A 24,923-nucleotide genomic window follows, 5' to 3' on the forward strand; every position below is an offset into this window, starting at 1 on the left:
CATTTTTCCATTCACACAGCTTTCTTAAAATGCTCCCTATTGCCCTTCGCCGCTCTCCATAAAAGACCTGCCTTCGGTACTTAGGTGCGAAAACTATGTGATATTTACAGTTCCATCGGGTATGCGCTAAGCTCTTTTCGTCCCTCATTGGGACCCCCTTTTGATTTCCTGTTGAACCTTTGCAGTTGCCAGACCGCAAGGTGTTTTAACAAATCAAAAGGGGTTTTTATATACGGCCCAAAGCTGAAAGCTTTACGGAACCCCCAGCCTAGCTGGGGGTTTTCTGGATACAAAAAAAGCGCCCAACGGGCGCTTTTGAAATCTATTTCTCTGATCGTCATCAGGCGTTTTTGAGTACGTCGCTGACGATATCAACGGCTTCTTTTTCGATTTTTTCGCGGTGCTCAGCTCCCAGGAAGCTCTCACAATAAATCTTGTAAGCATCTTCGGTCCCGGAAGGACGCGCAGCAAACCAGCCATTTTTAGTCATAACTTTCAGGCCACCAATCGCCGCACCATTACCTGGTGCTTCGGTCAGTCGGGCGATGATCGGGTCACCGGCCAGGATATCCGCACTCACCATTTCCGGTGATAACTTTGATAGCACCGCTTTCTGGGCCGTGGTTGCCGGTGCCTGAATACGGTTGTAGCTCGGAGAACCGAATTTATCCGCCAGTGCATCATAATGCTGCTGTGGATTCAGTCCGGTCACTGCAGTAATTTCTGCCGCCAACAGGCACATAATGATGCCGTCTTTATCTGTCGACCACGGCGTACCGTCAAAGCGCAGGAAGGAAGCCCCGGCACTCTCTTCGCCGCCAAAACCCAGGCTGCCATCAAACAGACCATCAACAAACCATTTAAAGCCCACCGGAACCTCAATCAGCTGACGACCGATATCCTCTACCACCCGATCGATCATGGCACTGGAAACCAGCGTCTTACCGACGGCGACATCAGCAGACCATTGCGGACGATGGCGGAAAAGATAGTGGATCGCTACCGCAAGATAGTGGTTCGGATTCATCAGCCCGGACGGGGTAACGATGCCGTGACGGTCATAATCCGGGTCGTTAGCAAACGCCAGGTCAAATTTCTCGCGCAGAGCCAGCAGGCCCGCCATTGCACATTCAGACGAACAGTCCATACGGACCGCTCCGTCTTTGTCCAGATGCATAAAGCGGAATGTCTGGTCGACAGCATCATTTACCAGCGTAATATTCAACTGATAATGTTCAGCGATACGTTGCCAGTAGGCAATCCCGGAGCCACCTAACGGGTCAACGCCCAGCGTAAGATTCGCTTTTTTTATAGCATCAAAATCAATAACATCCGCCAGCCCTTCCACATAAGGCTGGATCAGATCCTCTTCACGAATAAGTCCGCGGGTGTTGGCTTCCGCCAGAGTCAGGCGTTTTACGTCTTTCAGAGAGTCCCGGATTAACTGATTCGCACGGGCTTCAACCACTTTAGTTACATTGGTATCTGCCGGGCCGCCATTCGGTGGATTATATTTAATCCCTCCGTCTTCCGGCGGGTTATGCGACGGTGTAATGACAATCCCGTCGGCCAGCGCTGAACCACGTTTATTATGTTGCAGGATTGCGTTAGAGATAGCCGGGGTCGGCGTATAGCCATTGTCCTGCTGGACAATCACTTCCACCCCGTTAGCGACCAGGACTTCCAGTACGGAGATCATCGCCGGTTCAGACAACGCATGGGTATCTTTCCCGACATAGCAAGGCCCGGTGATACCGTTTTTGCTGCGTTCTTCCGCAATCGCCTGGGCAATCGCCAGAATATGCGTCTCATTGAAACTCTGACGCGCGGAACTGCCACGGTGACCGGAAGTGCCGAATTTCACTGCATGGTCACTGTCAGACAGATCCGGTTTCAGCACGTAATACTGTGATGTCAGTTGCGCGACATTAATAAGATCGCTCTGTTGAGCAGGTTGCCCTGCCCGTGGGTGACTGGCCATTGCCGTTTCTCCCTAACGCTAAGTTCGGATTAAATAGTCCCGCAAACTTTGTCAGCAAGTTCCTGAGGAAACTTCATCGACTGCATAATGTGTTCGATCATGCTGCATTTGCGGCCGGTATTGGTATTGGTGATCACCCAGTAAGGTGTTCCCGGAATATGTTTCGGTTTAGTATGGGTGCCGCTTTGTAACAGCGTCTGCTCATCACCGGCGAAATAGACGCGTGTACGTCCCTGCATCGTCGTTGTTGCCTGACGGAACTCCCCGGGATCCAGACTATAAAGCGTCGACAGCACCATCATAAAGCGGTTAACGGCGCGCTTTTGTTCCGCATATTCATCGGACAATAACAACTCACGCACGGTACGAACACGATCCTGCGGGCGCGTTTCAGCACGCGCACTGACCAGTAGCGAAGTTTCCTTACTGTCAGCCTTTTTATCGGAGGTATCAGTGATTGCCTGCTCAGAAACTTTAAGCATTCTGCGCAAAATATCGGAGGCACTTTCGCCGATATGACGTGTATGGCTGGCAATATAGCGATAAAGCTCATCGTCTACTTCAATCGTTTTCATCTTTTTCCGTACTGTTATGGCTAATGTAAAATTCCGAATAATGGCAGTATACCGGAAATAATCTGATATTCTGCCCCGGTAAATTACCAGTTGATTGTAAATTTAAACAGAGACAAGCAGGTAGAACTGAATTACCGTTCACGTAAAAGTCAGAATATGCCTTAAAATCACCTGCCGGATTTCCTGAATAGTAAACCATGATACCCCAAGCCCGGGGTCCAACCGTAAGAACTTTGCCATGATTTTAAACAGTCGTCTGCAATCTGCACAAATTGATGAAGAATCATCCCCTGTTCTGCTGATCCATGGCCTTTTTGGCAGTATGGATAACCTTGGTGTGCTGGCCCGCAGCCTGCATCCGCACAGGACAGTATTACAGGTGGACGTCCGTAACCATGGCCGTTCTCCGCGAGCCGCCGGGATGGACTATGCGGTCATGGCGCAGGATATGCTGCAGACGCTGGATAACCATCACCTGGATCAGGTGAATGTGATAGGCCATTCCATGGGCGGGAAAATAGCCATGGCGATGACAGCCCTGGCACCGGAACGGGTCAAGCGACTGGTAATTATTGATATCGCCCCCGTCAATTATCAGACCCGTCGGCATGATGCTATTTTTGCAGCACTGCAGGCCGTCAGCGAAGCGGGTATCACCCAACGGGAAGCTGCAGCGCAACTAATGCGTCCTTTGCTGCAGGATGACATGGTCATTAATTTCCTGCTGAAGTCATTCCGTCAGGGAGAGTGGTTATTCAATGTTCCTGCACTTTGGGATAATTACACGACCATTTCCGGCTGGGAAGAGTGTCCTGCCTGGCCTGGCCCTGCCCTCTTTATTCGGGGTGCCTTATCCTCTTATCTGGATAATCACTATCGGGAGCCCCTTCTGGCTCAATTCCCGGCAGCAAAAGCCCATATTATTGCCGGTGCGGGTCACTGGGTGCATGCAGAAAAGCCTGATGCCGTCATCAGTGCTGTGCGACGTTTTATGTCCGTCACCTGAAATCAGGGGCTGGCCGCGTTTTAACATTGGCGTCTGTCATCTCACTGGAGTATGATTGCGCGCTAAAATTTTATCGTGTGCTTTTAGCATGATAACCGTATTCATTCATCACTATGCTGCGTGTATCTGATACATCGCAGGTGTTCAGTTTCAAAAATCATGGCAAAAGAAAATACGGATCGTACTACGCTCGATTTATTCGCGAATGAACGCAGACCCGGTCGTCCTAAAACCAGTCTGCTTTCCCGTGACGAACAGTTACGCATAAATAAACGCAACCAGCTAAAACGGGACAGAGTGCGCGGATTACAGCGGGTAGAGCTTAAAATGAACAGTGATGTGGTCGATGCACTGAACTCACTGGCGGCAGAACAACAGTTGAGTCGCAGCGAACTCATCGAACAAATCATCCTGGCGCAGCTGAAAAAGCGTTAAATCTGTGTTGCGCACTCAGGGATAAATCTGACTCGTTTACAAGTACCGCCCACATCTCAGGTCTGCTATTATTCGCGCATCTGTACGGAAATTACATTCATCTGATTTTAAGATTCAAGAGGTTAACCCCACATGGCAATCGTAGGCATCTTTTTTGGCAGCGATACCGGTAACACTGAAAACATCGCAAAAATGATCCAAAAACACTTGGGTAAAGACGTTGCTGAAGTGCACGACATCGCTAAAAGTACCAAAGAAGATTTGGACGCTTTCGATATTCTATTGCTGGGGATCCCGACCTGGTACTACGGTGAAGCGCAGTGTGACTGGGACGATTTTTTCCCGACTCTGGAAGACATTGACTTTAACGGCAAACTGGTTGCCCTGTTCGGCTGCGGTGATCAGGAAGACTATGCGGAATACTTCTGTGATGCATTAGGCACACTGCGGGACATCATCGAGCCAAAAGGTGCAGTCATCGTTGGTCACTGGCCGACAGAGGGTTATCATTTTGAAGCCTCCAAAGGGCTGGCCGATGATAAACACTTCCTGGGCCTGGCCATTGATGAAGACCGCCAGCCTGAACTGACCAACGAACGTGTCAGCCAATGGGTCGCGCAAATTTCCGATGAACTGCAACTGAAAGAAATCCTCAACGCTTAGTAGGGTTTTTTGTATCAGTTGTGGTAGTGTTCACTTCAGCATCTGCAGAGCCGGCTAAAATGACCAGCGGGCTCTGAGCTATTTCCCGATGTCGACGCTTGTATTTTTCCTTTCGTGCGATTTCCGGGAATATCTTTTTTGTATCAGATTGTCACTATCCCTGACAGGCCTGCATTTCACGGTGTTCCGCGACCTTTCCTCAGGGAAAACCGGCCCGGGCCTGTAGTTTCAATTTCGATACTTCGGTTCTATAATGAATCAAAAAAAATAAGGTCATTACCGAACTTCATGGCGCTTTGCCAAAGTCATTTTCAAAAGTAACAGGACAATAACTGCATGACTGACAATAACTCCGCACTGAAAAAGGCCGGTCTGAAGGTCACGCTTCCGAGACTGAAAATTCTGGAAGTTCTTCAGGAACCTGAATGCCATCACGTTAGTGCGGAAGATTTGTACAAACGCCTGATTGATATGGGCGAAGAAATTGGTCTGGCCACGGTGTATCGCGTACTGAACCAGTTTGATGATGCGGGTATCGTAACGCGTCATAACTTCGAAGGCGGTAAATCAGTCTTTGAATTGACCCAACAGCAGCACCATGACCATCTGATTTGCCTGGATTGTGGCAAGGTTATTGAGTTCAGCGATGAGTCAATTGAACAGCGTCAGCGTGAAATTGCTAAACGTTTTGGCATTAAGCTGACCAACCACAGTCTCTACCTGTATGGTCACTGTACTACGGGTGATTGCCGCGAAGACGACACCTTACATAACGATAAATAAGCATTTTCGTCATGTTGATAGCAGCCTGTAACCGGCTGGAAAAGCGAGTGTCTTTCGCCGGTGACTTCCCGGTCATCCGCTCAAAACCGCGGCATTGTCGCGGTTTTTTATTGTCATCAGATAACGATAGCAATTTCTTATAATTGTAATTAATTGATTTTAAATATAAAAACACCACCCCGCTGTCTCATTCCCTGCCCTTAACGTCATTTCCCCTGCTGTTGTAATTTTAATCTGCCGAATATTCATGTTAAGGTTACCAGTAACATTATGACTATCTGTTACAGATTAAGGAATGCATTTGACTACAAAAAGAACTGAACAATCGGTCTGGCTGCATCTGGGTGCAGGTGCTTTTCATCGGGCTCATCAGTGCTGGTATCTGAATGAGTTACATGAAAGCGGTGATACCCTCTGGTCTATTTCACTGGCAAATATTCGTAACAGCAGCACACAGCAGACACTCAAACATCTGGCCCGACAGCAAGGGCGTTACACACTCGAAGTTATCTCTCCTGAAGGCAATATTGCCTACCACACGCTCTCAGCAATTCGTAATGTCATCCTCTGGGACCCGCAAATACAGGCAGTCGTCAGTGAAGGTTCCCGCCCTGAAACCAGAATAATCTCTTTTACCGTCACCGAAGGTGGCTATTTTCTGACTGATGACGGCCATCTGGATCTGAATGCAGCACCTATACAAAGTGATCTTGCCGGTACCGCAGACACGGTTACCCTGTATGGTGCTCTCTATAAGATCCTGACTGCCCGGCGGGAGAATAACGCAGGTCCGGTTACGCTGCTCAGTTGCGATAACCTGCGCAGTAACGGAGAAAGTTTCCGTCGCGGGTTAACAGAATTTGTTGCTGCCCGTCAGGATGACGCATTAGCCCGGTGGCTTGAACAGAATATCAGTACCCCGGACGGTATGGTCGACCGTATCACACCCGCCTCAGATGACGGACTGTTGCAACGCCTGCGCGCACAGGGGATCAACGATGACAATGCCCCTGTCAGCTGTGAGTCATTCACACAATGGGTGATGCGCGATGATTTCATTGCCGGACGTCCGGCGCTGGAAAAGGCAGGTGTGGAATTTGCAGATGATGTTATCCCTTACGAAGAAGCTAAAATCCGCGTACTGAACGCAAGCCATAGCGGTATTGCCTGGGCCGGAGGATTGCTCGGTAAGGACTATATTGACCAGAGCCTGTTACCCGAAGTTCGTCAGTGGATCACTGAGTATGTCAGTCAGGATGTCATCCCGGCACTGGGCGACTCACCGATTGATTTAACCCGCTATTGTCAGACTGTGCTGCAACGTTTCGGTAACGAACGGGTACGTGATACCTGTCAGAGGGTATCTTCTGACAGTATTGCCAAACTGCATGAGTTTATTGTTCCGACCCTGAAAGCCCGCTATCAGCAGGGGAAAACACCGCAGGCAACGCTACGTCTGGTCGCGTTATATTTCCTGTTTATGCAGAAGGTCGCGAACCACTCCCTGCCTTTTGACTATCAGGACAGAGCGTGTAGTAGTGTCGATTTCAAAGCAATTTTTGCCAGTGTTGATCCGGTTACGGCCTTTGCGGGCCAGAAAAAGCTGTTAGGGTCTCTGGCCGGAGAGCCGAAATTCATCGCAGACCTGACCCGTACGATCGACGATATGCAGCAACAGTTGAAGATAATGGGGGATGATAAGCCATGAAAAGTGTTTATATTGTAGTGGTTACCGCGATGCTGGCGTTACTGGCGACCTATTTCCTTTCTCCCTGGCCTGTCGCTCTGGGAACCGTCGCGGCCTGGGTAACCACCGGTTCGTTTTTTCTGCAGGTACTGCATATTATCCGTAACCGGGATACCAAAGCTCTATCGCTGGGGATGTGGTCTGCACTGTTTTTCGGCGTTTCCTGCTGGACCTGGTACGGCTTCCGCGTCAGCGATGTCCCCGTGATGACAGCCAACGGCTTAACCGCATTACTGGCATTCTCGGTCATTGTTCTGAAGCTTTATCACGAACGTCCGGCTAAAAATCAGTTACGCCGTAAGTTACGCGCCATGCCGGGTGTGATCCTTCGTCCGCGGATCCGCAGGCTGCGCCCTTACACTCCGGGTGAAGCCCCGCTACCGGAACAGGATCCTGTTTCACTGCAGGATCCTGTATCGATGAGTCCCCTCAGTAAACTGAAGAAATAATCCGGTTCCTGTCGCCACTTCCGTTGAAAGGCGGACGTGGCGACAGCCCGTCATCAGTCAGCCTGAAGACTGACCACTCTTCCGCTACGGAGTCCGTCAGAGCTGCGGGACCTCACCAGAATTTTACCGGTGACTGCCGGCGGTTGCTGCTCCTGATAATCCATCCAGTGTTGCCCCTCATCGGTGGAATATTCAATTCTGACGCCCGGCAGAGAGGTATTTGCTTCCAGCACCCCGTTACGGATACGCGCCCCTGGTACCGGGATCCGGTAGCTGATACCTGCAGTATCCAGCGTCGGTAAAACAGACCTCCCCAGAAGTGTCGCAAAGCGGTTCCAGTCTGCCTGCAGTTGTTGCTGATTAACATGCCTGGTTTTACCTTTTTCAAAGGTCTTCCCTGGCTGATACGGCAGTTCCCAGTCAGCTTTGTGCCAGGCTCTTTCTGCAACGGCCAGCAACCTCGGGTATAGCCGGTATTCCATTTGCTCGTCGGTTCTGACGATTTCGCTCCATACCTGGGCCGACATCCCCGCAGCCCCCGGCCACCTGCCCTGACCTGTGGCTGAAAAGACTTTTCCGTCACGGTCGGTCGATGTTTCTGCGTTCATGGGCAGATTATCCGGTGAAAAGGTAAAGATTTTCTGTTCATCGCTGAAACGGGTTGCCCAGTAATATCCCGGCTCCTGCGGATCAACTTCATAGGGCATATCGAGATAGAGATAATCCGGCGAAGAAACAATGATCCGATACCCCTTCTCTGCCCATTCACCGGCCGAATTCACGCCGTCCCAATACAGTGGATCCCAGAAGTTAAGAGTCACGGTTCCTGTTGCAAATTCACTGGCTGAACTGATGGCTTTCAGTCAGTCCTGCCACGCCTGCATATTTTTCAGCCCCGCTGATTGCACCAGCTGGCTGACCTGGAGTGCAAACCAGCCAGGCAGATGTGTAAAGTCACCAACCTCCCCCTGCTGGATCCGCTGACGGCAACTGGCAGACTTCGCCCAGGGCTTATCCTGCAGGCTCAAATCACGCTGACCTTTACCGGGTTGCGGATGATTTTTATCGGTATATCCCGGCCCCAGATAGATATTTTTTGCTTCGTCACCGCCGAAATGCCAGGTTTCCAGTGGTTGCCCTGCTTCCCGGTGCATTGCGATAAGTTCATTCATGATTTTGCTGACGAACCGCTGCGCTGATGGCAGGCAGGGATTAATAAAACTGGTACGATCATAATATTGTACGGTCGTCACAGAAGAGTCATCACCGTCTTCCTGTAAGCGATACTGGTTAGCCTCGCTGACTTTCCCTTCGGCCATCAGCTTTTTATACCGCGCTTCCATGGAGATCACAGCCGCACGGGCATGAGCAGGCATATCAATTTCAGGGATAACGGTAATTTGCCGCGCATTAGCATACCGGAGGATCTCAATATAGTCCTCACGGCTGAAGTAACCACTTCCGGTCGTTGAAGTATCGGGGCCGGACCCCAGTTGCGGTAACAGACAGCGTGTTTCAGAGACATCATGGCAACGATTTGCCCCGACAGACGTCAGTTCAGGCAGCCCCGGGATCTCAATTCGCCAGCCTTCATCATCTGATAAGTGTAAATGCAGAATATTCAGTTTATACCGCGACATCTGTTGCAGGGTACGCAGGATAGCGGCCTTTGAATGAAAGTTTCTGGCCACATCGATAAAAATAGCGCGGTTGGCAAACCGGGGGGAATCACTGAGGTTCATGACCGGGATCAGCGGTTCTCCCGTCGCGGGTATCAGTTGCTTCAGTGACTGCAAACCGTTAAATACCCCAAGGCTATCGTAGCCGATAATTTCAGCACGCTCCTGACTAATTTGCAGCCGGTAAGCACCTTCCTTAACCCCCTCTTCTTTGAACCCCGCGGGATCAATAGCAGTGATCACCGGATAACTGCCATCGGTTCTGACCCCGGCTTCCCGGAATTCTTCGGTGATCACATTAGCGCTGTCAGCCGGCAAAGCCCGCAGATCCGCAGCGATCCCCTGCTTCAGACTGACGTTGCCCGCAGTGATCTCAACACTACGCGGTGTCGGAAGAATGTGGCCACGTAACTCTGCCGCCGGTACCGGCGAGGTTAGCTGGTTTTTCAGGTAGCGATTTTCCGCCGTCATTAAAATGTTGGCATCATCCGGCGTCCGCTTCCATTGGCTGGCGGGTAATGTCGTTATTTCTGACAGGTTTTCGGTGGCAGTCGCCGCAATGACTTTGGGTGTTCCCTGTGAAGAGGTGACATACCAGCGGGGCAACACATCCGAAAGCGATAACTGCCAGTATTCATTTATTACCGGTAAGACGATAGAGCCTCCGGCAGGGAACCCCCGGAACGTTTCTGTCGGCTCAATTTTATGTAAATCACCGACAACATGGGTAATTCTGAACTGGTCATTGTCTGTTGCGAGTACCTGACGAATACCAGAAAACCAGATAGCCCAGTCATGACTTTGTAATGCAGCACCGGGATTCGTCAGGGTGATCGTGGCCTGATAGCAGGACCCCCAATCTCCGCCTGATGCCGCACAATTGACCCCGTGCTGCGCAGCAAAATTATCTTCCACTGCAACCTTTACGCCAAAATGGCTCATTTGATCAATCGTCTGCTGATCCGCCCATGCAGAGGCTGAAATTAACATCGTACTGATCACTGCAGATAACCAACATCTACGGGTTAACATAACTTATTATCCTTAATCGTTAACTGATAACACCGGATAAGCCAGGTCAATGTCCGGCAGAATACTTCCGCTTCTTTACTGCGACATTCTCTTCTGACGTTACTGTGTAAACAGAATTTTTATCATCCGGCCGGGCTTTTTCTGTTACGAATGAAAACTGTTTGTCTGAACCGACTGGCAAAAAAACCAAATATCAGTGCGTTGCAGTAAAAATGGCGCCAGCGGGACGTTATTCTCTGTCCCCTTCCTTATTTCAGCGAGAAAGGGAATCCCATGAGAAATTTAATGTCTTTTTCATCCTGGAATATATTTGCGTATCCTCCGGCCCCGGAAGGAATATCGGAATGATTGTTATAACGGGTGAAATGTAATTTGAAGAACGTGCCTTTCGCCCGACCTTCCTGCACGGTATAAATTCCGTCAAGGCTCCACGCCGACTCCCGCAGACGATTGCCGGCACGATACCAGCGATCAGGCGAGTCATTCACTGAAGACGGCCTGGCATCCCAGCCATAGACGAAGGAGGCGCCGACAGCAAAGCCGGGTAACTTCAGGTGCGCTAAATCATACATTCCGCTGATAAACACCGCTTTTTCGCCATGAGCATTAAAATCAGAACGGTTATCCCACCAGATATCCATCCGGCCATTCGATGACGCATAAGTGGGTGTCATTCGCTGTAAAAAATAACCCTGCCGCCCCGGAGCGCTGACCTGTGTCGCTTCCAGTCGCCAGCTCACCGGTCCGTAGCGATACGCCAGGGTAACGGCTTGCAGCCAGGCCATTCCCTGATACATCTGGTTAGCCGCTTCCTGCGAATGTTGATTTTGAGCTCCGTAAAACTGGTAACTCCCGGTCAACGGCGATCCCGCTACATCGACCGTATAACTGGTTTTAGCCAGATACTGATTGATGTAGTTTTTTGCCTGCCCCGCCGCGGTTTCGAGGACCAGACCATTCCTGAAGTCATACTCCGCGCCCAAAGAATGCAGATAAGCGATGCGGCTACGGCTGTCGTTTTTATAAAAGCGATCCAGTTTCAGATGCCAGGGAGCTTTATAGCGGTCCGCCCACATGTAGGATAATTTCAGGTCTCCGCCGCCGGTATTCTCCGGAGAATAGCGAACCTCAGCCCCCCGGTAAGTACCGGGAAGAAGACTCCAGTGCGGAGCCAGTAAGGTTTGTCCCTGCGGCTGAAGATACCCGGCACGCAGGTTTAACGGACCGTATTTCAGGGTGCCCGCGGCTTTATACAGACTGATACCGCTTTTATCCCCGCCCCATGCTTCAGAATAAGCCCGGTCAGATGCAGAAAAGGCGATTTCATTCGGGTGTGCACTGCCGGAAGATTCCATCATCTCGATGGCGGTAAATGCCGCAATTTCTGCGCTGAAAAGACCGCCGACTGTGCCGGATGAAAAATCAAGATGCCCGTTCCAGGTACCATGAGAGAGGTTTGTCTGGTAATTACTTTGACCAGCTTCTTTACGATCCCTCTCCCGTTGCCAGTAATAAATATCACCGGTCAATCGACTGTCTTCAAAAAAACCGCTGGCATAACTTTCCGGAGAGAGTGAAATAAAGCTACAGGACAGCAAAAGGCACAATCTGCCCGCCCTGTTACCCGGATATCCTTTTTCCATAGGAGGGTTTCCTTCCTGATAATAACGCACGTTTCATTATCTGATGAGTCCCCGGAACAGCAGAAATAATCTTATATTCTCTTGGATTATTATTTATCCGGTGTCAGTGCAGCATATTTTTCGCGACGAAAATTATCAATGATTTTCTGAAGCAGATCAGTGTTTTATGATTCGCTTCACAAAAAAGAAATCCCGGGGAGGAATGGCGGAGACTTGCGGGAATGACAGATTATTACGCAAAGCGATGCCGGAAGCATGCTCATTTTCTTTATAAAAAAAAACGCCACTGATGTGGCGTTTTTCTCCGTTTTTACGACTCAGACACCGGCTTTGGCCCAGGTATCACGCAACCCGACGGTACGGTTGAAAACCAGCTTTTCCGGTCCGGAATAAACGCTGTCAGCACAGAAATACCCTTCACGTTCGAACTGATACGGTGAAGAGGCTTCTGCATTTTGCAGACTCTGTTCCACATAACCGTGGCAGATATTCAGTGAATCCGGGTTAATTGTCGACAGGAAATCGTCTTCAGCCCCCGGGTTAGGCACACTGAACAGACGATCGTACAGGCGAAATTCCGCCGGTAAACCGGCACTGACCGAGACCCAATGGATAACGCCCTTCACTTTACGGCCGTCAGCAGGATCTTTGCTCAGCGTTTCTGTATCACACTGGCAATAGATAGTGGTGATGTTGCCGTCTTCGTCCTTCACGGCGCGCTCAGCTTTGATCACATAGGCATTACGCAGGCGGACTTCTTTGCCGGTCACCAGACGTTTGTAATGCTTATTCGCTTCTTCCCGGAAGTCAGCACGATCAATCCACACTTCGCGGCTGAAGGTCACCTCACGGGTGCCCATTTCCGGACGGTTAGGATGATTCGGCATAGTAATAACTTCACTATGGCCTTCCGGCAGGTTTTCAATCACCACCCGGACCGGATCAAGAACGGCCATCGCACGCGGCGCGTTTTCGTTCAGATCATCACGAATACAGGACTCCAGCGAGGCCATTTCGACGATGTTATCCTGTTTGGTCACACCGATACGACGGCAAAACTCGCGGACAGACGCCGCGGTGTAGCCACGACGACGTAAGCCTGATACGGTCAGCATACGGGGGTCATCCCAGCTTTCTACAACATTTTCTGCCACCAGCTGCGTCAGTTTACGCTTGGACATCACCGCGTATTCCAGATTCAGGCGCGAGAACTCATACTGACGCGGGTGTACCTCAATAGAGATATTATCCAGCACCCAGTCGTACAAACGACGGTTGTCCTGGAATTCCAGTGTACAGAGTGAATGCGTGATCCCTTCCAGCGCATCGGAAATACAGTGCGTAAAGTCGTACATCGGATAGATGCACCACTGATCCCCGGTTTGATGGTGTTCCGCAAATTTGATCCGGTACAGTACCGGGTCACGCATCACCATAAAGCTGGACGCCATATCGATTTTTGCACGCAGGCAGGCAGTCCCTTCGGCAAAACCACCATCACGCATTTTCCGGAACAGCGCCAGGTTCTCTTCAGGACTACGGTCACGATATGGGCTGTTTTTACCCGCAGATGTCAGCGAACCACGATATTCACGGATTTGTTCCGGAGTCAGCTCATCAACGTAAGCCAGCCCTTTCCGGATCAGTTCTACGGCGTACTGATACAGTTGCTCAAAATAATCTGAAGAATAATGGATCTGGTCATCCCACTGGTATCCCAGCCATTGCACATCACGCTTGATTGACTCGACAAATTCAACATCTTCTTTGACCGGGTTGGTATCATCAAAACGTAAATTACACTTCCCCTGATAATCCTGCGCAATGCCGAAATTCAGGCAGATAGATTTCGCATGGCCAATATGCAGGTAGCCGTTCGGCTCAGGTGGAAAACGCGTATGCACAGTTTTGTGCTTACCGCTAGCCAGGTCTTCGTCAATAATCTGACGAATAAAGTTAGTTGGGCGGGCTTCTGCCTCACTCATCTCAATATCCTCAGTACGTATATCAGGGCAGGTCACCCGTTAAGTTACCGGATATGATCCACAAAGCAGCGTCGGGAAACAACCGTTTGTTGATAAACAACGACAAAAAAAGGCAGGAATCACTTCCTGCCTTCTGTCACGGGTAAAGAGATTAGCCTTTTATTTCATACAGCGGTGTTTCACCCGCCACGACCTGTCCCGTTGCCAGAATCTTCAGGCCCTGGTAATCCTCACTGTTACTGACCACGACCGGGCTTATCATCGAACGGGCATGCTGCCGCAGATAATCCATATCCATCTTCAATACCGGCTGACCGGCTGTCACCACATCGCCCTCATTGACCAACGCGGTAAATCCTTCGCCCTGCAACGAGACCGTATCCAGCCCCATATGGACAATGATTTCCGCACCTTCTTCAGACTCCAGACAGAAAGCATGGCGGGTGGCGAAAATTTTCACTATGGTGCCGGCCAGCGGAGCCACGACCGTATCCCCGGTGGGATTAATGGCAACACCCTCACCGACCGCTTTAGAGGCAAATGCATCATCCGGGACCTCTTCCAGGGCAATCACTTCACCGCTGACGGGTGCCACCAGCGTCGCCACGACAGGTACCCCGGGGATGTCAGTGTTTCGTACCGCCATTTCCGGGGCGGCCACCTTCGGGGCACTGCCGGGATCCACGGCAGCGGCTACCGGTCCTTTCGCCAGCACGATTTTCATTGCACTGGCGATACTTTCCGCACGGGTACCGACCACTATCTGAAGACTCTGTTTATTCAGGCGGATGACCCCTGCGGCACCGAGTTTTTTCGCCAGTTGGTCATTGACGTTACCGGTGTCCCTGACCCCAAGGCGCAGGCGGGTAATACAGGCATCGATGGTGGTCAGGTTTTCTGACCCTCCGGCCGCACTGATATAACGGCGGGCCAGGGTTTCAGTTTCTGACTCATCGCCGACAGACGAGTCAACATCCTCATCATAGCCGTCGGATTCATCACCGCTGACGGCCAGTTCCCGACCGGGAGTTTTCAGGTCAAACTTCAGAATAGTGAAACGGAAGACCAGATAGTAAATAACAAAGAACACCAGCCCCTGCGGGATCAGCATATACCAGTGAGTAGCCAGCGGGTTACGGGTGGATAAGACCAGGTCGACAAGCCCGGCACTAAAACCAAACCCGGCAATCCAGTGCATTTGCGCCGCAATAAAGACAGAAATACCGGTTAATACCGCATGAATGAAGAACAGCACCGGCGCCACAAACATAAAGGAAAATTCCAGCGGCTCAGTGATCCCGGTAAAGAAAGAGGCAAAAGCCGCCGCCATCATAATTCCGCCGACTTTGGCGCGGTTTTCCGGCCGGGCGCAACGCCATATTGCCAGCGCGGCACCGGGCAGACCAAACATCATCACCGGGAAGAATCCGGCCTGATAACGGCCCGTGATACCCACAATCCCGGTGCCATCCGCAATCGACTGAGCGCCGCCGAGGAATTTAGGGATATCGTTGATACCGGCCACATCAAACCAGAATACCGAGTTCAGGGCATGATGCAGACCCACCGGGATCAGTAAACGGTTAAAGAAGGCATAAATCCCCGCGCCAGCCGCCCCCATTTTCTGTATATGTTCGCCAAAGGAGACCAGTCCGCCAAAGATCACCGGCCAGACATACATCAGTATAAAAGCGACCAGGATCATCAGAAAGGAGACGAGGATCGGAACTAATCGTCGGCCGCTGAAGAAAGACAGTGCTTTGGGGAGCTCCACATGACTGAAGCGGTTATACACTTCTGCAGAAAGTACTCCGACCAGAATACCGACAAACTGGTTATTGATTTTTCCGAACGCCGCAGGAACAGTATCGACCGGAATTTTCTGTATCATCGCCACTGCCGCCGGCGAACAAAGCGTCGTCACTACAAGAAAACCGACAAAACCGGTTAATGCGGCCGCGCCGTCTTTGTCTTTCGACATACCGTAGGCGACCCCGATAGCAAATAATACCGACATATTATCGATAATCGCCGATCCGGATTTTATCAGTAATGCCGCCAGGGCATTCCCTGCACCCCAGGCTTCCGGATCCAGCCAGTAACCCACCCCCATCAGGATAGCTGCTGCCGGAAGTGTCGCGACCGGCACCATCAGTGCCCGCCCCACCCGTTGCATATAACTTAATATACTCACTACTTCCCCCTAATAAACCAGCTGTTTATGTGGTGTATCTGCAGAGCGTTATCGCCTGTAAGGGCCGAAAAACATTCGCTCCGGAACCCGAGCAGAGTGTATGAGGATTTTAATTCGCTTCGCAAATTAATTCCTGATAAAACATGATAAAAGTCAACATAAATTATTTTGCAATCCCTGTGCCACTGGCAGACCCGGGGAACTTATTTTATAATACAAATTATCATCACAACCAGAGCGACCCGGTGCTATTATGTCTGACGTTTGTCATCTTTTAACCGGCACCCTCGTATTGTTAACTGATTTCACTCACTTCATTGAGGTAATACATGAGACTTATCCCGCTGGACACTGCTGCCGGAGTCGCACTCTGGGCTGCGCGCTATATTACCCAAAGAATTAATGCCTTTCAGCCAAACGCAGAGCGCCCGTTTGTCCTGGGGTTACCCACCGGAGGAACTCCGTTACAAACCTACAAGGCGTTGATTGAAATGCATCAGCGCGGAGAGGTGAGTTTTAAACATGTGGTCACTTTTAATATGGACGAATATGTCGGATTAGCCAGAAAACATCCGGAAAGTTATTATAGTTTTATGCACCGAAACTTCTTCGACCATATCGATATTCCCGAAGAAAACATCAACTTACTGGACGGTAATGCTCCCGATATTGAGGAAGAGTGCCGCCGTTATGAAGAAAAAATCCGTCAGTACGGAAAAATACATCTCTTTATGGGCGGAGTCGGTAATGACGGGCATATTGCATTCAACGAACCCGCGTCATCCCTGGCGTCGCGCACCCGAATTAAGACGCTGACGCAGGAAACCCGGGTGGCTAATTCCCGCTTTTTTAATAACGATGTCAGCCAGGTCCCTAAATATGCACTGACTGTCGGTGTCGGAACATTACTGGATGCGGAAGAGATTATGATCCTGGTCACCGGGCAGGTGAAAGCACTGGCTCTGCAGGCCGCCGTAGAAGGCAATGTCAACCATCTATGGACCATCAGTTGCCTGCAGTTACATGAAAAATCCATCATCGTATGCGATGCCCCAGCCACGCAGGAGCTGAAAGTGAAAACACTGAATTACTTCCGTGAAATGGAAGCAGAAAATATTCATAATATTTAAACTGATTAGTAATACAGGTAGCGCCGGAACCGGTGGCGTTATCCGGGGAGACCATGGTATGTATGCTTTAGTAAACGGCCGGATTTATACCGGCTTTCAGGTACTGGATAACTACGCCCTTGTGGTGAACAACGGACTGATTGAAGAAATTTGCCCGGCAGAAACCCTGCCCGCTCATATTCCGCAAACCGATGTCGCGGGCGCAAATATTTCAGCAGGTTTTATCGACCTGCAACTGAATGGTTGCGGAGGGGTCCAGTTTAATGACGAACTGTCGGCACTGAGCCTTACGACACTGGAAACGATGCAGCGGGCGAATGAAAAATCCGGTTGTACCAGTTTCTTACCGACGCTTATTACCAGCAGCGACGAGATGATTTTCAAAGCGGTCGGTACCATGAAAGAATGGCTGGCCCGCCATCAGCATCAGGCTCTGGGACTGCATATCGAAGGCCCCTGGCTGAGTCCGGTTAAGAAAGGGACCCACGACGCAGCCCTGATCCGCCCCTGTTCAGCCTCATTACTGCAGTTTATCTGCGATAATGCTGACGTTATTTCACAAATCACCCTGGCCCCGGAAAAAGTCAGCACCGACGATATTCGCGCGTTATGTGAGGCAGGAATTATCGTCTCTGCCGGACATTCGGAAGCCACCTATGAAGAAGCCATGGCGGGTTTCAACGCCGGCATCAGCAGTGCCACTCATCTGTATAATGCCATGCCTGCATTTGCCGGACGCGCGCCCGGGCTTATCGGGGCAATTTTCGATTCACCTGATATCTGGTGCGGGGTAATTGCCGATGGCCTGCATGTTCATTACGCGAATATCCGCAATGCGAAAAAAATTAAAGGTGAAAAGCTGATCCTGGTGACCGATGCTACGGCACCGGCAGGGGCAGAAATTGAACAGTTCATTTTTGCCGGTAAAACAATATACTATCGTAACGGCTTGTGTGTGGATGAAAATGGCACTCTGAGTGGGTCATCACTGACCATGATTGAAGCTGTCCGCAACAGTGTTGAGCATCTGGGGATTTCTCTTGAAGAAACCCTGCGTATGGCCACACTTTATCCCGCCAGAGCGATAGGCGTTGAAAAGCAACTGGGGTCTCTACAGCGAGGAAAAGTCGCTAACCTGACTGTTTTCACGCATGATTTTAATATATTAAAAACGTTCGTTAATGGTAACGAAGTTTTCAGCAGGTAAGTATTGAATGGTTACTGGCAGACAGACGCAAATTGGTAACATTGATCTTGTAAAACAGTTAAACAGCGCAGCCGTGTATCAACTGATTGATCAGGATGGGCCCATTTCCCGCATACAGATTGCGGAAATCAGCCAGCTTGCGCCCGCCAGTGTCACCAAAATCACCCGTCAGTTGATTGAGCGCGGTCTGATCAAAGAAGTTGAACAGCAGGCTTCAACCGGGGGACGACGCGCTATCTCAATTGTGACCGTGAATGAGGGCTTTCATACCATCGCTATCCGTCTCGGTCGCAAAGATACTACGCTGGCACTGTTTGATCTGGGCGGAGCCCTGCTGACCGAAAAGCATTATCCGATCCCCGATGACAGTGTACCGGCGCTGGAACAGGCGCTGTTTGCCGCCATCGATGCCTTTATTATTGAATGTGAGCCGGTTTTACAGGAGCTGATCGCCATTTCGGTCATTTTACCCGGGCTGGTTGACCCGGTTCAGGGGATTGTCCGTTTTATGCCACACATCGGTGACACCGGGTGGCCGCTGGTCAGAAACCTGGAGGCGCGTTTTAAGACAGCCTGTTTTGTCGGTCATGATATCCGCAGCCTGGCACTGGCTGAGCACTATTTTGGTGCAAGCCGGGACTGTGCGGACTCTATTCTGGTGCGTATCCATCGCGGCACCGGTGCCGGGATTATTGTGAACGGCAACATCTTTTATGGCAGTAACGGAAACGTGGGTGAAATTGGTCACGTACAGGTGGATCCTTTAGGAGAACGCTGTTATTGCGGTAATTTCGGTTGTCTGGAAACCCTCGCGTCTAATACGGCTATAGTTAAACGGGCACAATCACTGCTGGCAAAAGGCTACCCGGGTGAATTAACCGCCGACGCATGCACAATGGCGGATATCTGCACTGCCGCCAATAATGGCGATCCGCTGGCGCAAAACCTGATAAAAGACGTCGGCTACCATCTGGGAAAAGCGCTGGCGATGATGATCAACTTATTTAATCCGCAAAAAATTGTGCTGGCAGGCGACATTACCGCCGCAGAAAGCGTCCTGTTTCCGATCATCCAGCGCTGTATTGATACGCAGGTACTCAATGATTTTCGCCGTCATTTGCCTGTTGTACGATCGCAACTGGACAATCGTTCCGCTATCGGCGCGTTTGCGCTGGCCAAACGCGCGATGCTGAATGGTCTTTTACTTCAGCACCTGCTTGGCGAGTGATGCCATCTATAATTTCATTGACCCGGACTGACCTGATGACCCTTAAAAATGTAATCTGCGATATTGATGGTGTATTGATGCACGATAATACCGCAGTCAAAGGTGCCAAAGAGTTTTTACATGGCTTGCTGGAAAAAGAGGTACCGCTGGTCGTCCTGACCAACTACCCCTCCCAGACAGAACAGGACCTGGCTAACCGCTTTTCCTCTGCCGGTATTACCCTGCCGGACTCGGTCTTTTATACCTCAGCCATGGCAACCGCCGATTTTCTGCGCCGGCAGGAAGGCAAAAAAGCCTATGTCATCGGTGAAGGCGCCTTGATCCATGAGCTTTATAAAGCCGGTTTTACCATTACCGATATTAACCCTGACTTTGTCATCGTCGGTGAGACCCGGTCGTTTAACTGGGAGATGATGCATAAAGCAGCATTCTTTGTGGCTAACGGGGCCCGTTTTATTGCGACCAACCCGGACTCTCATGCCCGGGGCTACGTTCCGGCCTGCGGTGCCTTATGCGCCGGCATCGAGAAAATCACCTCACGGCGGCCGTTCGTGGTCGGGAAACCCAGTCCTTACATTATGCGGGCGGCACTCAATAAGATGCATGCACATTCTGAGGAAACCGTCATTATCGGCGATAACCTGCGTACCGATATCCTGGCAGGCTTTCAGGCCGGTCTGAAAACCATCCTGGTGCTCTCCGGCGTCTCCAGTGCCGATGATGTCGATGTCATGCCTTTCCGTCCCGACTGGATTTATCCGTCTGTCGCCGACATTGATCTCTTCTGACTCCGATCTTTTTCTGATAGTTCAGCCCGGCAGCGACGGGCTGAAATGATACTCAATGCCCCCTGCTGCCGTGACTCCCTGAGCTCAGCCCCTAATTTCCCCGCCCGCCGGAATGCCTTAAAAATAACCGGAAAAGAGATTTCTTTGAATTTCATCTAAAAAAACACCGGGTTTTTTAGATGAAATTTAATATTCCGGCGCCCGGATCAACTATTTTCCATTCAGGTGCTAAATAACTTGCCAGGAGGATGTGAAATAGCGCATTTTCTTATACATCGCGCCGGAACAGGCTGCACTCAGATAACAAGTTTGTGTAAATAACATTACCGTATATGGACTCAGGAGTAGATTATGTGTTCGATTTTTGGTGTTCTGGATCTGAAAACAGATCCCGTTGAATTGCGTAAGAAAGCGCTGGAATTATCCCGTCTGATGCGTCACCGCGGCCCGGACTGGTCCGGAATTTATGCCGATGACCAGGCGATTCTGGCACACGAGCGCTTATCAATTGTCGATGTCAATAACGGAGCACAGCCGCTGTACAACGCCGACAAAACTCACGTCCTGGCGGTCAACGGTGAAATCTACAACCACCAGGAACTGCGTGAAAAATTAAGCGATCGCTACGCGTTCCAGACCGGTTCTGACTGTGAAGTCATTCTTGCTCTTTATCAGGAAAAAGGCGTGGATTTCCTGGATGACCTGCAGGGAATGTTTGCGTTTATTCTGTATGATAAAGAGAAGAACAGCTGGCTGATTGGCCGTGACCATATCGGGATTATTCCTTTATATATCGGTTATGATGAACACGGTAACCTGTTTGCCGCCTCAGAAATGAAAGCTCTGGTTCCTGTCTGCCGTACCATTAGCGAATTCCCGCCGGGCAGCTATATGTCCAGCGTCGACGGTGAAATCCGTCAGTATTACCAGCGCGACTGGATGGAATATGACAACGTTGCCGCTAACGTGACTGATGCAGCCGCTCTGAAAGATGCGCTGGAAGAATCCGTGAAAAGCCACCTGATGTCAGATGTCCCTTACGGGGTTCTGCTCTCCGGCGGTCTGGATTCCTCAATTATCTCGGCAATCACTAAACGTTTTGCTGCAAAACGTATTGAAGATAAAGATAAAAGTGATGCCTGGTGGCCACAGCTGCACTCCTTTGCGGTCGGTCTGAAAGGTGCGCCGGATCTGAAAGCTGCAAAAGAAGTGGCTGACTCCCTCGGAACCGTGCACCACGAAATTAACTTTACGGTTCAGGAAGGTCTGGATGCTATCCGTGATGTGATTTATCACATCGAGACGTATGATGTCACCACTATCCGTGCTTCGACCCCGATGTACCTGATGTCCCGTAAAATTAAAGCGATGGGCATTAAAATGGTGCTGTCAGGCGAAGGTGCTGACGAAGTCTTTGGCGGATACCTGTACTTCCATAAAGCGCCGAACGCTAAAGAATTCCATGAAGAAAACGTGCGTAAGCTGGCTGCACTGCATATGTATGACTGTGCCAGGGCCAACAAAGCCATGTCAGCCTGGGGGGTGGAAGCTCGCGTACCTTTCCTGGATAAAAAATTCCTGGATGTGGCGATGCGTATTAACCCGGAAGATAAAATGTGTGGCAGCAACGGTAAAATGGAAAAACATATCCTGCGTGAATGTTTCTCCTCTTACCTGCCTCACAGCGTCGCATGGCGCCAGAAAGAACAATTCTCTGACGGTGTCGGGTACAGCTGGATCGATAGCCTGAAAGAAGTGGCCGCGGCTCAGGTGACCGATCAGCAACTGGAAATGGCTCACTTCCGTTTCCCGCACAATACGCCGACGTCAAAAGAAGCGTATCTGTACCGTGAAATCTTTGAAGAATTGTTCCCGGTACCGACCGCAGCAGAATGCGTACCCGGTGGCCCGTCCGTTGCCTGTTCTTCAGCAAAAGCCATTGAATGGGACGAAGCGTTCAAAAGTATGGATGATCCATCAGGCCGTGCCGTAGGCGTCCATCAGTCTGCTTATTAAGCCGTCAGCTATCCCTCTGAAAAAGACCGTTGATTAACGGTCTTTTTTTTCGTGTGTGTTTTTTGCACCGTGCAGCTCTGTCTGCCGCCCTTTGACTGACTGCAACGTGTTGAATCATTGTGACGTTCCGACCTGTACGGCTGCGGGGCGGGACCTGATTGCATAAAGCGGCACCACAAAGCGAACAACAATTAATCATTATGGTTATTCACCAGACAAACAGCCCTTTTTCGGCAAAAAACGTCAAAAAATTTGTTGACGATCAGGGGCCAACTCCGCATAATGCGCCCCGCAACGCCGTTGAAGGTAACGCGAAAAAAACATGGCTACGTAGCTCAGTTGGTTAGAGCACATCACTCATAATGATGGGGTCACAGGTTCGAATCCCGTCGTAGCCACCATGTTTTGCGGGAGTGGCGAAATTGGTAGACGCACCAGATTTAGGTTCTGGCGCCGCAAGGTGTGCGAGTTCAAGTCTCGCCTCCCGCACCATTTAACGTTATCTTTTAAGGTAAGCAACTGGGATATCGCCAAGCGGTAAGGCACCGGTTTTTGATACCGGCATTCCCTGGTTCGAATCCAGGTATCCCAGCCAATTTCAGTGTGCTCCCCGGAGATGGGATATCGCCAAGCGGTAAGGCACCGGTTTTTGATACCGGCATTCCCTGGTTCGAATCCAGGTATCCCAGCCACATTGAAAGCAGTACTCAGGCTACGTAGCTCAGTTGGTTAGAGCACATCACTCATAATGATGGGGTCACAGGTTCGAATCCCGTCGTAGCCACCAAACAAATTGGGGTGTCGCCAAGCGGTAAGGCACTGGTTTCTGATACCAGCATTCCGGGGTTCGAATCCCTGCACCCCAGCCAATTTTGAAGAAGTTTTATAATTAAAAAAGCACCAATTGGGGTGTCGCCAAGCGGTAAGGCACTGGTTTCTGATATCAGCATTCCGGGGTTCGAATCCCTGCACCCCAGCCAATTTTGAAAGCCCACCTCGGTGGGCTTTTTTCTTTTCTGTGACCCGTCCTGATAAATATCCCATAAAAAAACGACCCGCAGGCCGTTTCCGTTCTTGCCGGCTGAGCCTCTTACAACCCCAGCGCGTAACTCAGTGCTTTTTTCTTTAGCCAGCCACCCCGTTGTGCTGCCATGAGTCCCAGGTTACGAATAACGGTCAGCGGAGCATTCCGGTTGCTGAAGGCCAGATAAAACAGATCCATACCGTTCTGCATCAGCAAATTATCCCGGTACCGTTTATGCTGATATTTATTCAGCGTGGCGAGCTGCCACCAGTCGTGCCCTTCACGACGGGCTTCCGCCAGGACATCGATCAGCACATCCACATCACGATAACCCAGGTTTACGCCCTGCCCTGCCAGCGGATTAATCGTATGAGCCGCATCCCCGACCAGTGCCAGTCCCGGACGGACATAACGGCTGGCGTGACGCCGGATCAACGGGAATGAACCAGCAGTCAGCGCACGCACCTTACCGCATCTGGCAGGGAAATGAGCCGCAATTTCCTGCTCCAGTTGCGCCATAGACAGTTTAGAGAGCTGACGAATACGGGCTGCGCTGTCATACCAGACCAGAGAAGCATAGTTGCCAAACAGGGGCAGAAAGGCGCGCGGGCCTTGTGGCGTAAATTGCTGCCAGGTGCTGTCTCCGGGAGACTGCTCACACTCAACTGAAATCAGCATACAGGACTGTGCATATTCCCAGCCGCTGACACCGATACCCGCCAGCCGGCGTACCTGCGAATTCGCACCATCAGCGCCGGTCAGCAGCCGGGTATGAATTTTCCGGCCATCATCCAGGGTCAGAGACCAGCCGTCCGGCTGAGACTCTGCTGCCGCTAAGGTGGCAGGACAGAGTAGTGTCACGCCCTGCGCCTGCATCTGCTCCCACAGCGCACGCTGCAGGACGCTGTTCTCCACCATATAGCCCAGTTCCGGTAATCCCAGAGAGGCGGCATCAAAAACGGCATGCGCATTTTCCCATTCCCAGGTTTCCAGCTGACGATAAGGCGCACAACGCATCGCCTGCACCCGCTCCCAGACCGCTAATTCTTTCAGTAATGCCACTGACGATGCACCGATCGCTGAGATCCGGACATCGGGCTGACTTTGCGGGGTAAATTCAGGGGCAGCCTGATGCTCAATCACGGCCACCCTGAAATGATGCCGGGCAAGGCCGCAAGCCAATGCCGCACCGACCATACCCCCGCCGGTAATCACCACATCAAATTGATCTTCCTGCATGCTATCATCCTTACCAACACTCAACTGCCCGTAAGTTTTCGGGTTAATGTTAACTTGCAACAGTGTACCGGAAAATCCCGTCACAATCAGGAAAGCCGCTACACTGGTCACAACAGCAG

18 protein-coding genes, 7 tRNA genes and 1 pseudogene are annotated in these 24,923 nt (G+C 50.8%); 18 read left to right on the plus strand and 8 right to left on the minus strand.

Annotation, left to right across the window (positions count from 1 at the left end; genetic code table 11):
- From CG67_RS17390 to seqA, 3 genes are all read right to left on the minus strand, one after another.
- Positions 1 to 148: transposase (locus tag CG67_RS17390; protein WP_160318965.1), on the minus strand; the 148-nt coding region annotated here is incomplete at its 3' end.
- Positions 149 to 340: 192 nt separating this feature from the next.
- Complete coding sequence (pgm, locus tag CG67_RS06355; protein WP_025902132.1) at positions 341 to 1,981, minus strand: phosphoglucomutase (alpha-D-glucose-1,6-bisphosphate-dependent); 1,641 nt, start codon at positions 1,979 to 1,981, stop codon at positions 341 to 343.
- 29 nt (positions 1,982 to 2,010) lie between these two features.
- On the minus strand, positions 2,011 to 2,556 hold the full coding sequence (seqA, locus tag CG67_RS06360; protein ID WP_025902133.1) for a replication initiation negative regulator SeqA: 546 nt from the start codon (positions 2,554 to 2,556) through the stop codon (positions 2,011 to 2,013).
- Positions 2,557 to 2,794: 238 nt separating this feature from the next.
- On the opposite strand from seqA, the gene ybfF reads away from it, so the two are divergent.
- From ybfF to CG67_RS06395, 6 genes are all read left to right on the plus strand, one after another.
- Positions 2,795 to 3,562 carry an esterase gene (gene ybfF, locus CG67_RS06370; RefSeq protein ID WP_025902135.1) on the plus strand — a complete coding sequence of 256 codons (768 nt, stop codon included), beginning with the start codon at positions 2,795 to 2,797 and terminating at the stop codon, positions 3,560 to 3,562.
- 159 nt (positions 3,563 to 3,721) lie between these two features.
- Positions 3,722 to 3,997 (plus strand): LexA regulated protein, encoded by a 276-nt coding sequence (ybfE, locus tag CG67_RS06375; RefSeq protein ID WP_025902136.1) that lies wholly within the window; start codon positions 3,722 to 3,724, stop codon positions 3,995 to 3,997.
- A gap of 132 nt (positions 3,998 to 4,129) precedes the next feature.
- Positions 4,130 to 4,660: a flavodoxin FldA gene (gene fldA, locus CG67_RS06380; protein WP_025902137.1), complete on the plus strand. Its 531-nt coding sequence runs from the start codon at positions 4,130 to 4,132 to the stop codon at positions 4,658 to 4,660.
- 336 nt (positions 4,661 to 4,996) lie between these two features.
- Positions 4,997 to 5,443: a ferric iron uptake transcriptional regulator gene (gene fur / locus CG67_RS06385; RefSeq protein ID WP_025902138.1), complete on the plus strand. Its 447-nt coding sequence runs from the start codon at positions 4,997 to 4,999 to the stop codon at positions 5,441 to 5,443.
- A 301-nt stretch (positions 5,444 to 5,744) separates the two neighbouring features.
- Positions 5,745 to 7,151: a D-arabinitol 4-dehydrogenase gene (gene dalD / locus CG67_RS06390; protein ID WP_235501110.1), complete on the plus strand. Its 1,407-nt coding sequence runs from the start codon at positions 5,745 to 5,747 to the stop codon at positions 7,149 to 7,151.
- Entirely contained in the window at positions 7,148 to 7,639 is a 492-nt protein-coding gene (locus CG67_RS06395; protein ID WP_025902140.1) for a SemiSWEET family sugar transporter, read from the plus strand. Before dalD ends, CG67_RS06395 begins: the two co-directional genes overlap by 4 nt.
- Positions 7,640 to 7,692: 53 nt before the next feature.
- Here CG67_RS06395 and CG67_RS06400 read toward each other — a convergent pair.
- From CG67_RS06400 to nagE, 4 genes and pseudogenes are all read right to left on the minus strand, one after another.
- Positions 7,693 to 10,350, minus strand: a pseudogene (locus CG67_RS06400) (family 20 glycosylhydrolase).
- A gap of 248 nt (positions 10,351 to 10,598) precedes the next feature.
- A complete protein-coding gene (locus CG67_RS06405; protein ID WP_025902141.1) occupies positions 10,599 to 11,993 on the minus strand; it encodes an OprD family outer membrane porin in 1,395 nt (464 codons plus the stop codon).
- A gap of 317 nt (positions 11,994 to 12,310) precedes the next feature.
- The gene (gene glnS, locus CG67_RS06410; protein WP_025902142.1) at positions 12,311 to 13,978 is read right to left on the minus strand and encodes a glutamine--tRNA ligase; all 1,668 of its coding nucleotides are present in this window, start codon (positions 13,976 to 13,978) and stop codon (positions 12,311 to 12,313) included.
- Between the two features lie 151 nt (positions 13,979 to 14,129).
- On the minus strand, positions 14,130 to 16,166 hold the full coding sequence (gene nagE / locus CG67_RS06415; protein WP_025902143.1) for an N-acetylglucosamine-specific PTS transporter subunit IIBC: 2,037 nt from the start codon (positions 16,164 to 16,166) through the stop codon (positions 14,130 to 14,132).
- A 335-nt stretch (positions 16,167 to 16,501) separates the two neighbouring features.
- Here nagE and nagB point away from each other — a divergent pair, with 335 nt between their 5' ends.
- The 12 genes from nagB to CG67_RS06475 all read left to right on the plus strand — a co-directional run bounded on the left by nagB (position 16,502) and on the right by CG67_RS06475 (position 23,521).
- Complete coding sequence (gene nagB / locus CG67_RS06420) at positions 16,502 to 17,302, plus strand: glucosamine-6-phosphate deaminase (protein ID WP_025902144.1); 801 nt, start codon at positions 16,502 to 16,504, stop codon at positions 17,300 to 17,302.
- Between the two features lie 58 nt (positions 17,303 to 17,360).
- Positions 17,361 to 18,509, plus strand: coding sequence for an N-acetylglucosamine-6-phosphate deacetylase (gene nagA / locus CG67_RS06425; RefSeq protein ID WP_025902145.1), 1,149 nt, complete (start codon positions 17,361 to 17,363; stop codon positions 18,507 to 18,509).
- A 7-nt stretch (positions 18,510 to 18,516) separates the two neighbouring features.
- A complete protein-coding gene (locus CG67_RS06430; protein ID WP_025902146.1) occupies positions 18,517 to 19,737 on the plus strand; it encodes an ROK family protein in 1,221 nt (406 codons plus the stop codon).
- A gap of 35 nt (positions 19,738 to 19,772) precedes the next feature.
- Complete coding sequence (locus CG67_RS06435; protein ID WP_025902147.1) at positions 19,773 to 20,525, plus strand: HAD-IIA family hydrolase; 753 nt, start codon at positions 19,773 to 19,775, stop codon at positions 20,523 to 20,525.
- Between the two features lie 351 nt (positions 20,526 to 20,876).
- On the plus strand, positions 20,877 to 22,541 hold the full coding sequence (gene asnB, locus CG67_RS06440) for an asparagine synthase B (RefSeq protein WP_025902148.1): 1,665 nt from the start codon (positions 20,877 to 20,879) through the stop codon (positions 22,539 to 22,541).
- A gap of 324 nt (positions 22,542 to 22,865) precedes the next feature.
- Positions 22,866 to 22,942: transfer RNA gene (locus tag CG67_RS06445), tRNA-Met, on the plus strand.
- A gap of 6 nt (positions 22,943 to 22,948) precedes the next feature.
- Positions 22,949 to 23,033 (plus strand) — tRNA-Leu (locus tag CG67_RS06450).
- Between the two features lie 28 nt (positions 23,034 to 23,061).
- A tRNA-Gln gene (locus CG67_RS06455) sits at positions 23,062 to 23,136 on the plus strand.
- A 22-nt stretch (positions 23,137 to 23,158) separates the two neighbouring features.
- Positions 23,159 to 23,233, plus strand: a tRNA-Gln gene (locus tag CG67_RS06460).
- Between the two features lie 18 nt (positions 23,234 to 23,251).
- Positions 23,252 to 23,328 (plus strand) — tRNA-Met (locus CG67_RS06465).
- 7 nt (positions 23,329 to 23,335) lie between these two features.
- Positions 23,336 to 23,410: transfer RNA gene (locus CG67_RS06470), tRNA-Gln, on the plus strand.
- Positions 23,411 to 23,446: 36 nt separating this feature from the next.
- Positions 23,447 to 23,521: transfer RNA gene (locus CG67_RS06475), tRNA-Gln, on the plus strand.
- A gap of 110 nt (positions 23,522 to 23,631) precedes the next feature.
- On the opposite strand, the gene ubiF is transcribed toward CG67_RS06475, so the two are convergent.
- A complete protein-coding gene (ubiF, locus tag CG67_RS06480; RefSeq protein WP_025902149.1) occupies positions 23,632 to 24,804 on the minus strand; it encodes a 3-demethoxyubiquinol 3-hydroxylase in 1,173 nt (390 codons plus the stop codon).
- Positions 24,805 to 24,923 lie beyond the last annotated feature (119 nt).

Source organism: Tatumella sp. UCD-D_suzukii (genome assembly GCF_000611875.2).
Taxonomy (GTDB): domain Bacteria; phylum Pseudomonadota; class Gammaproteobacteria; order Enterobacterales; family Enterobacteriaceae; genus Tatumella; species Tatumella ptyseos.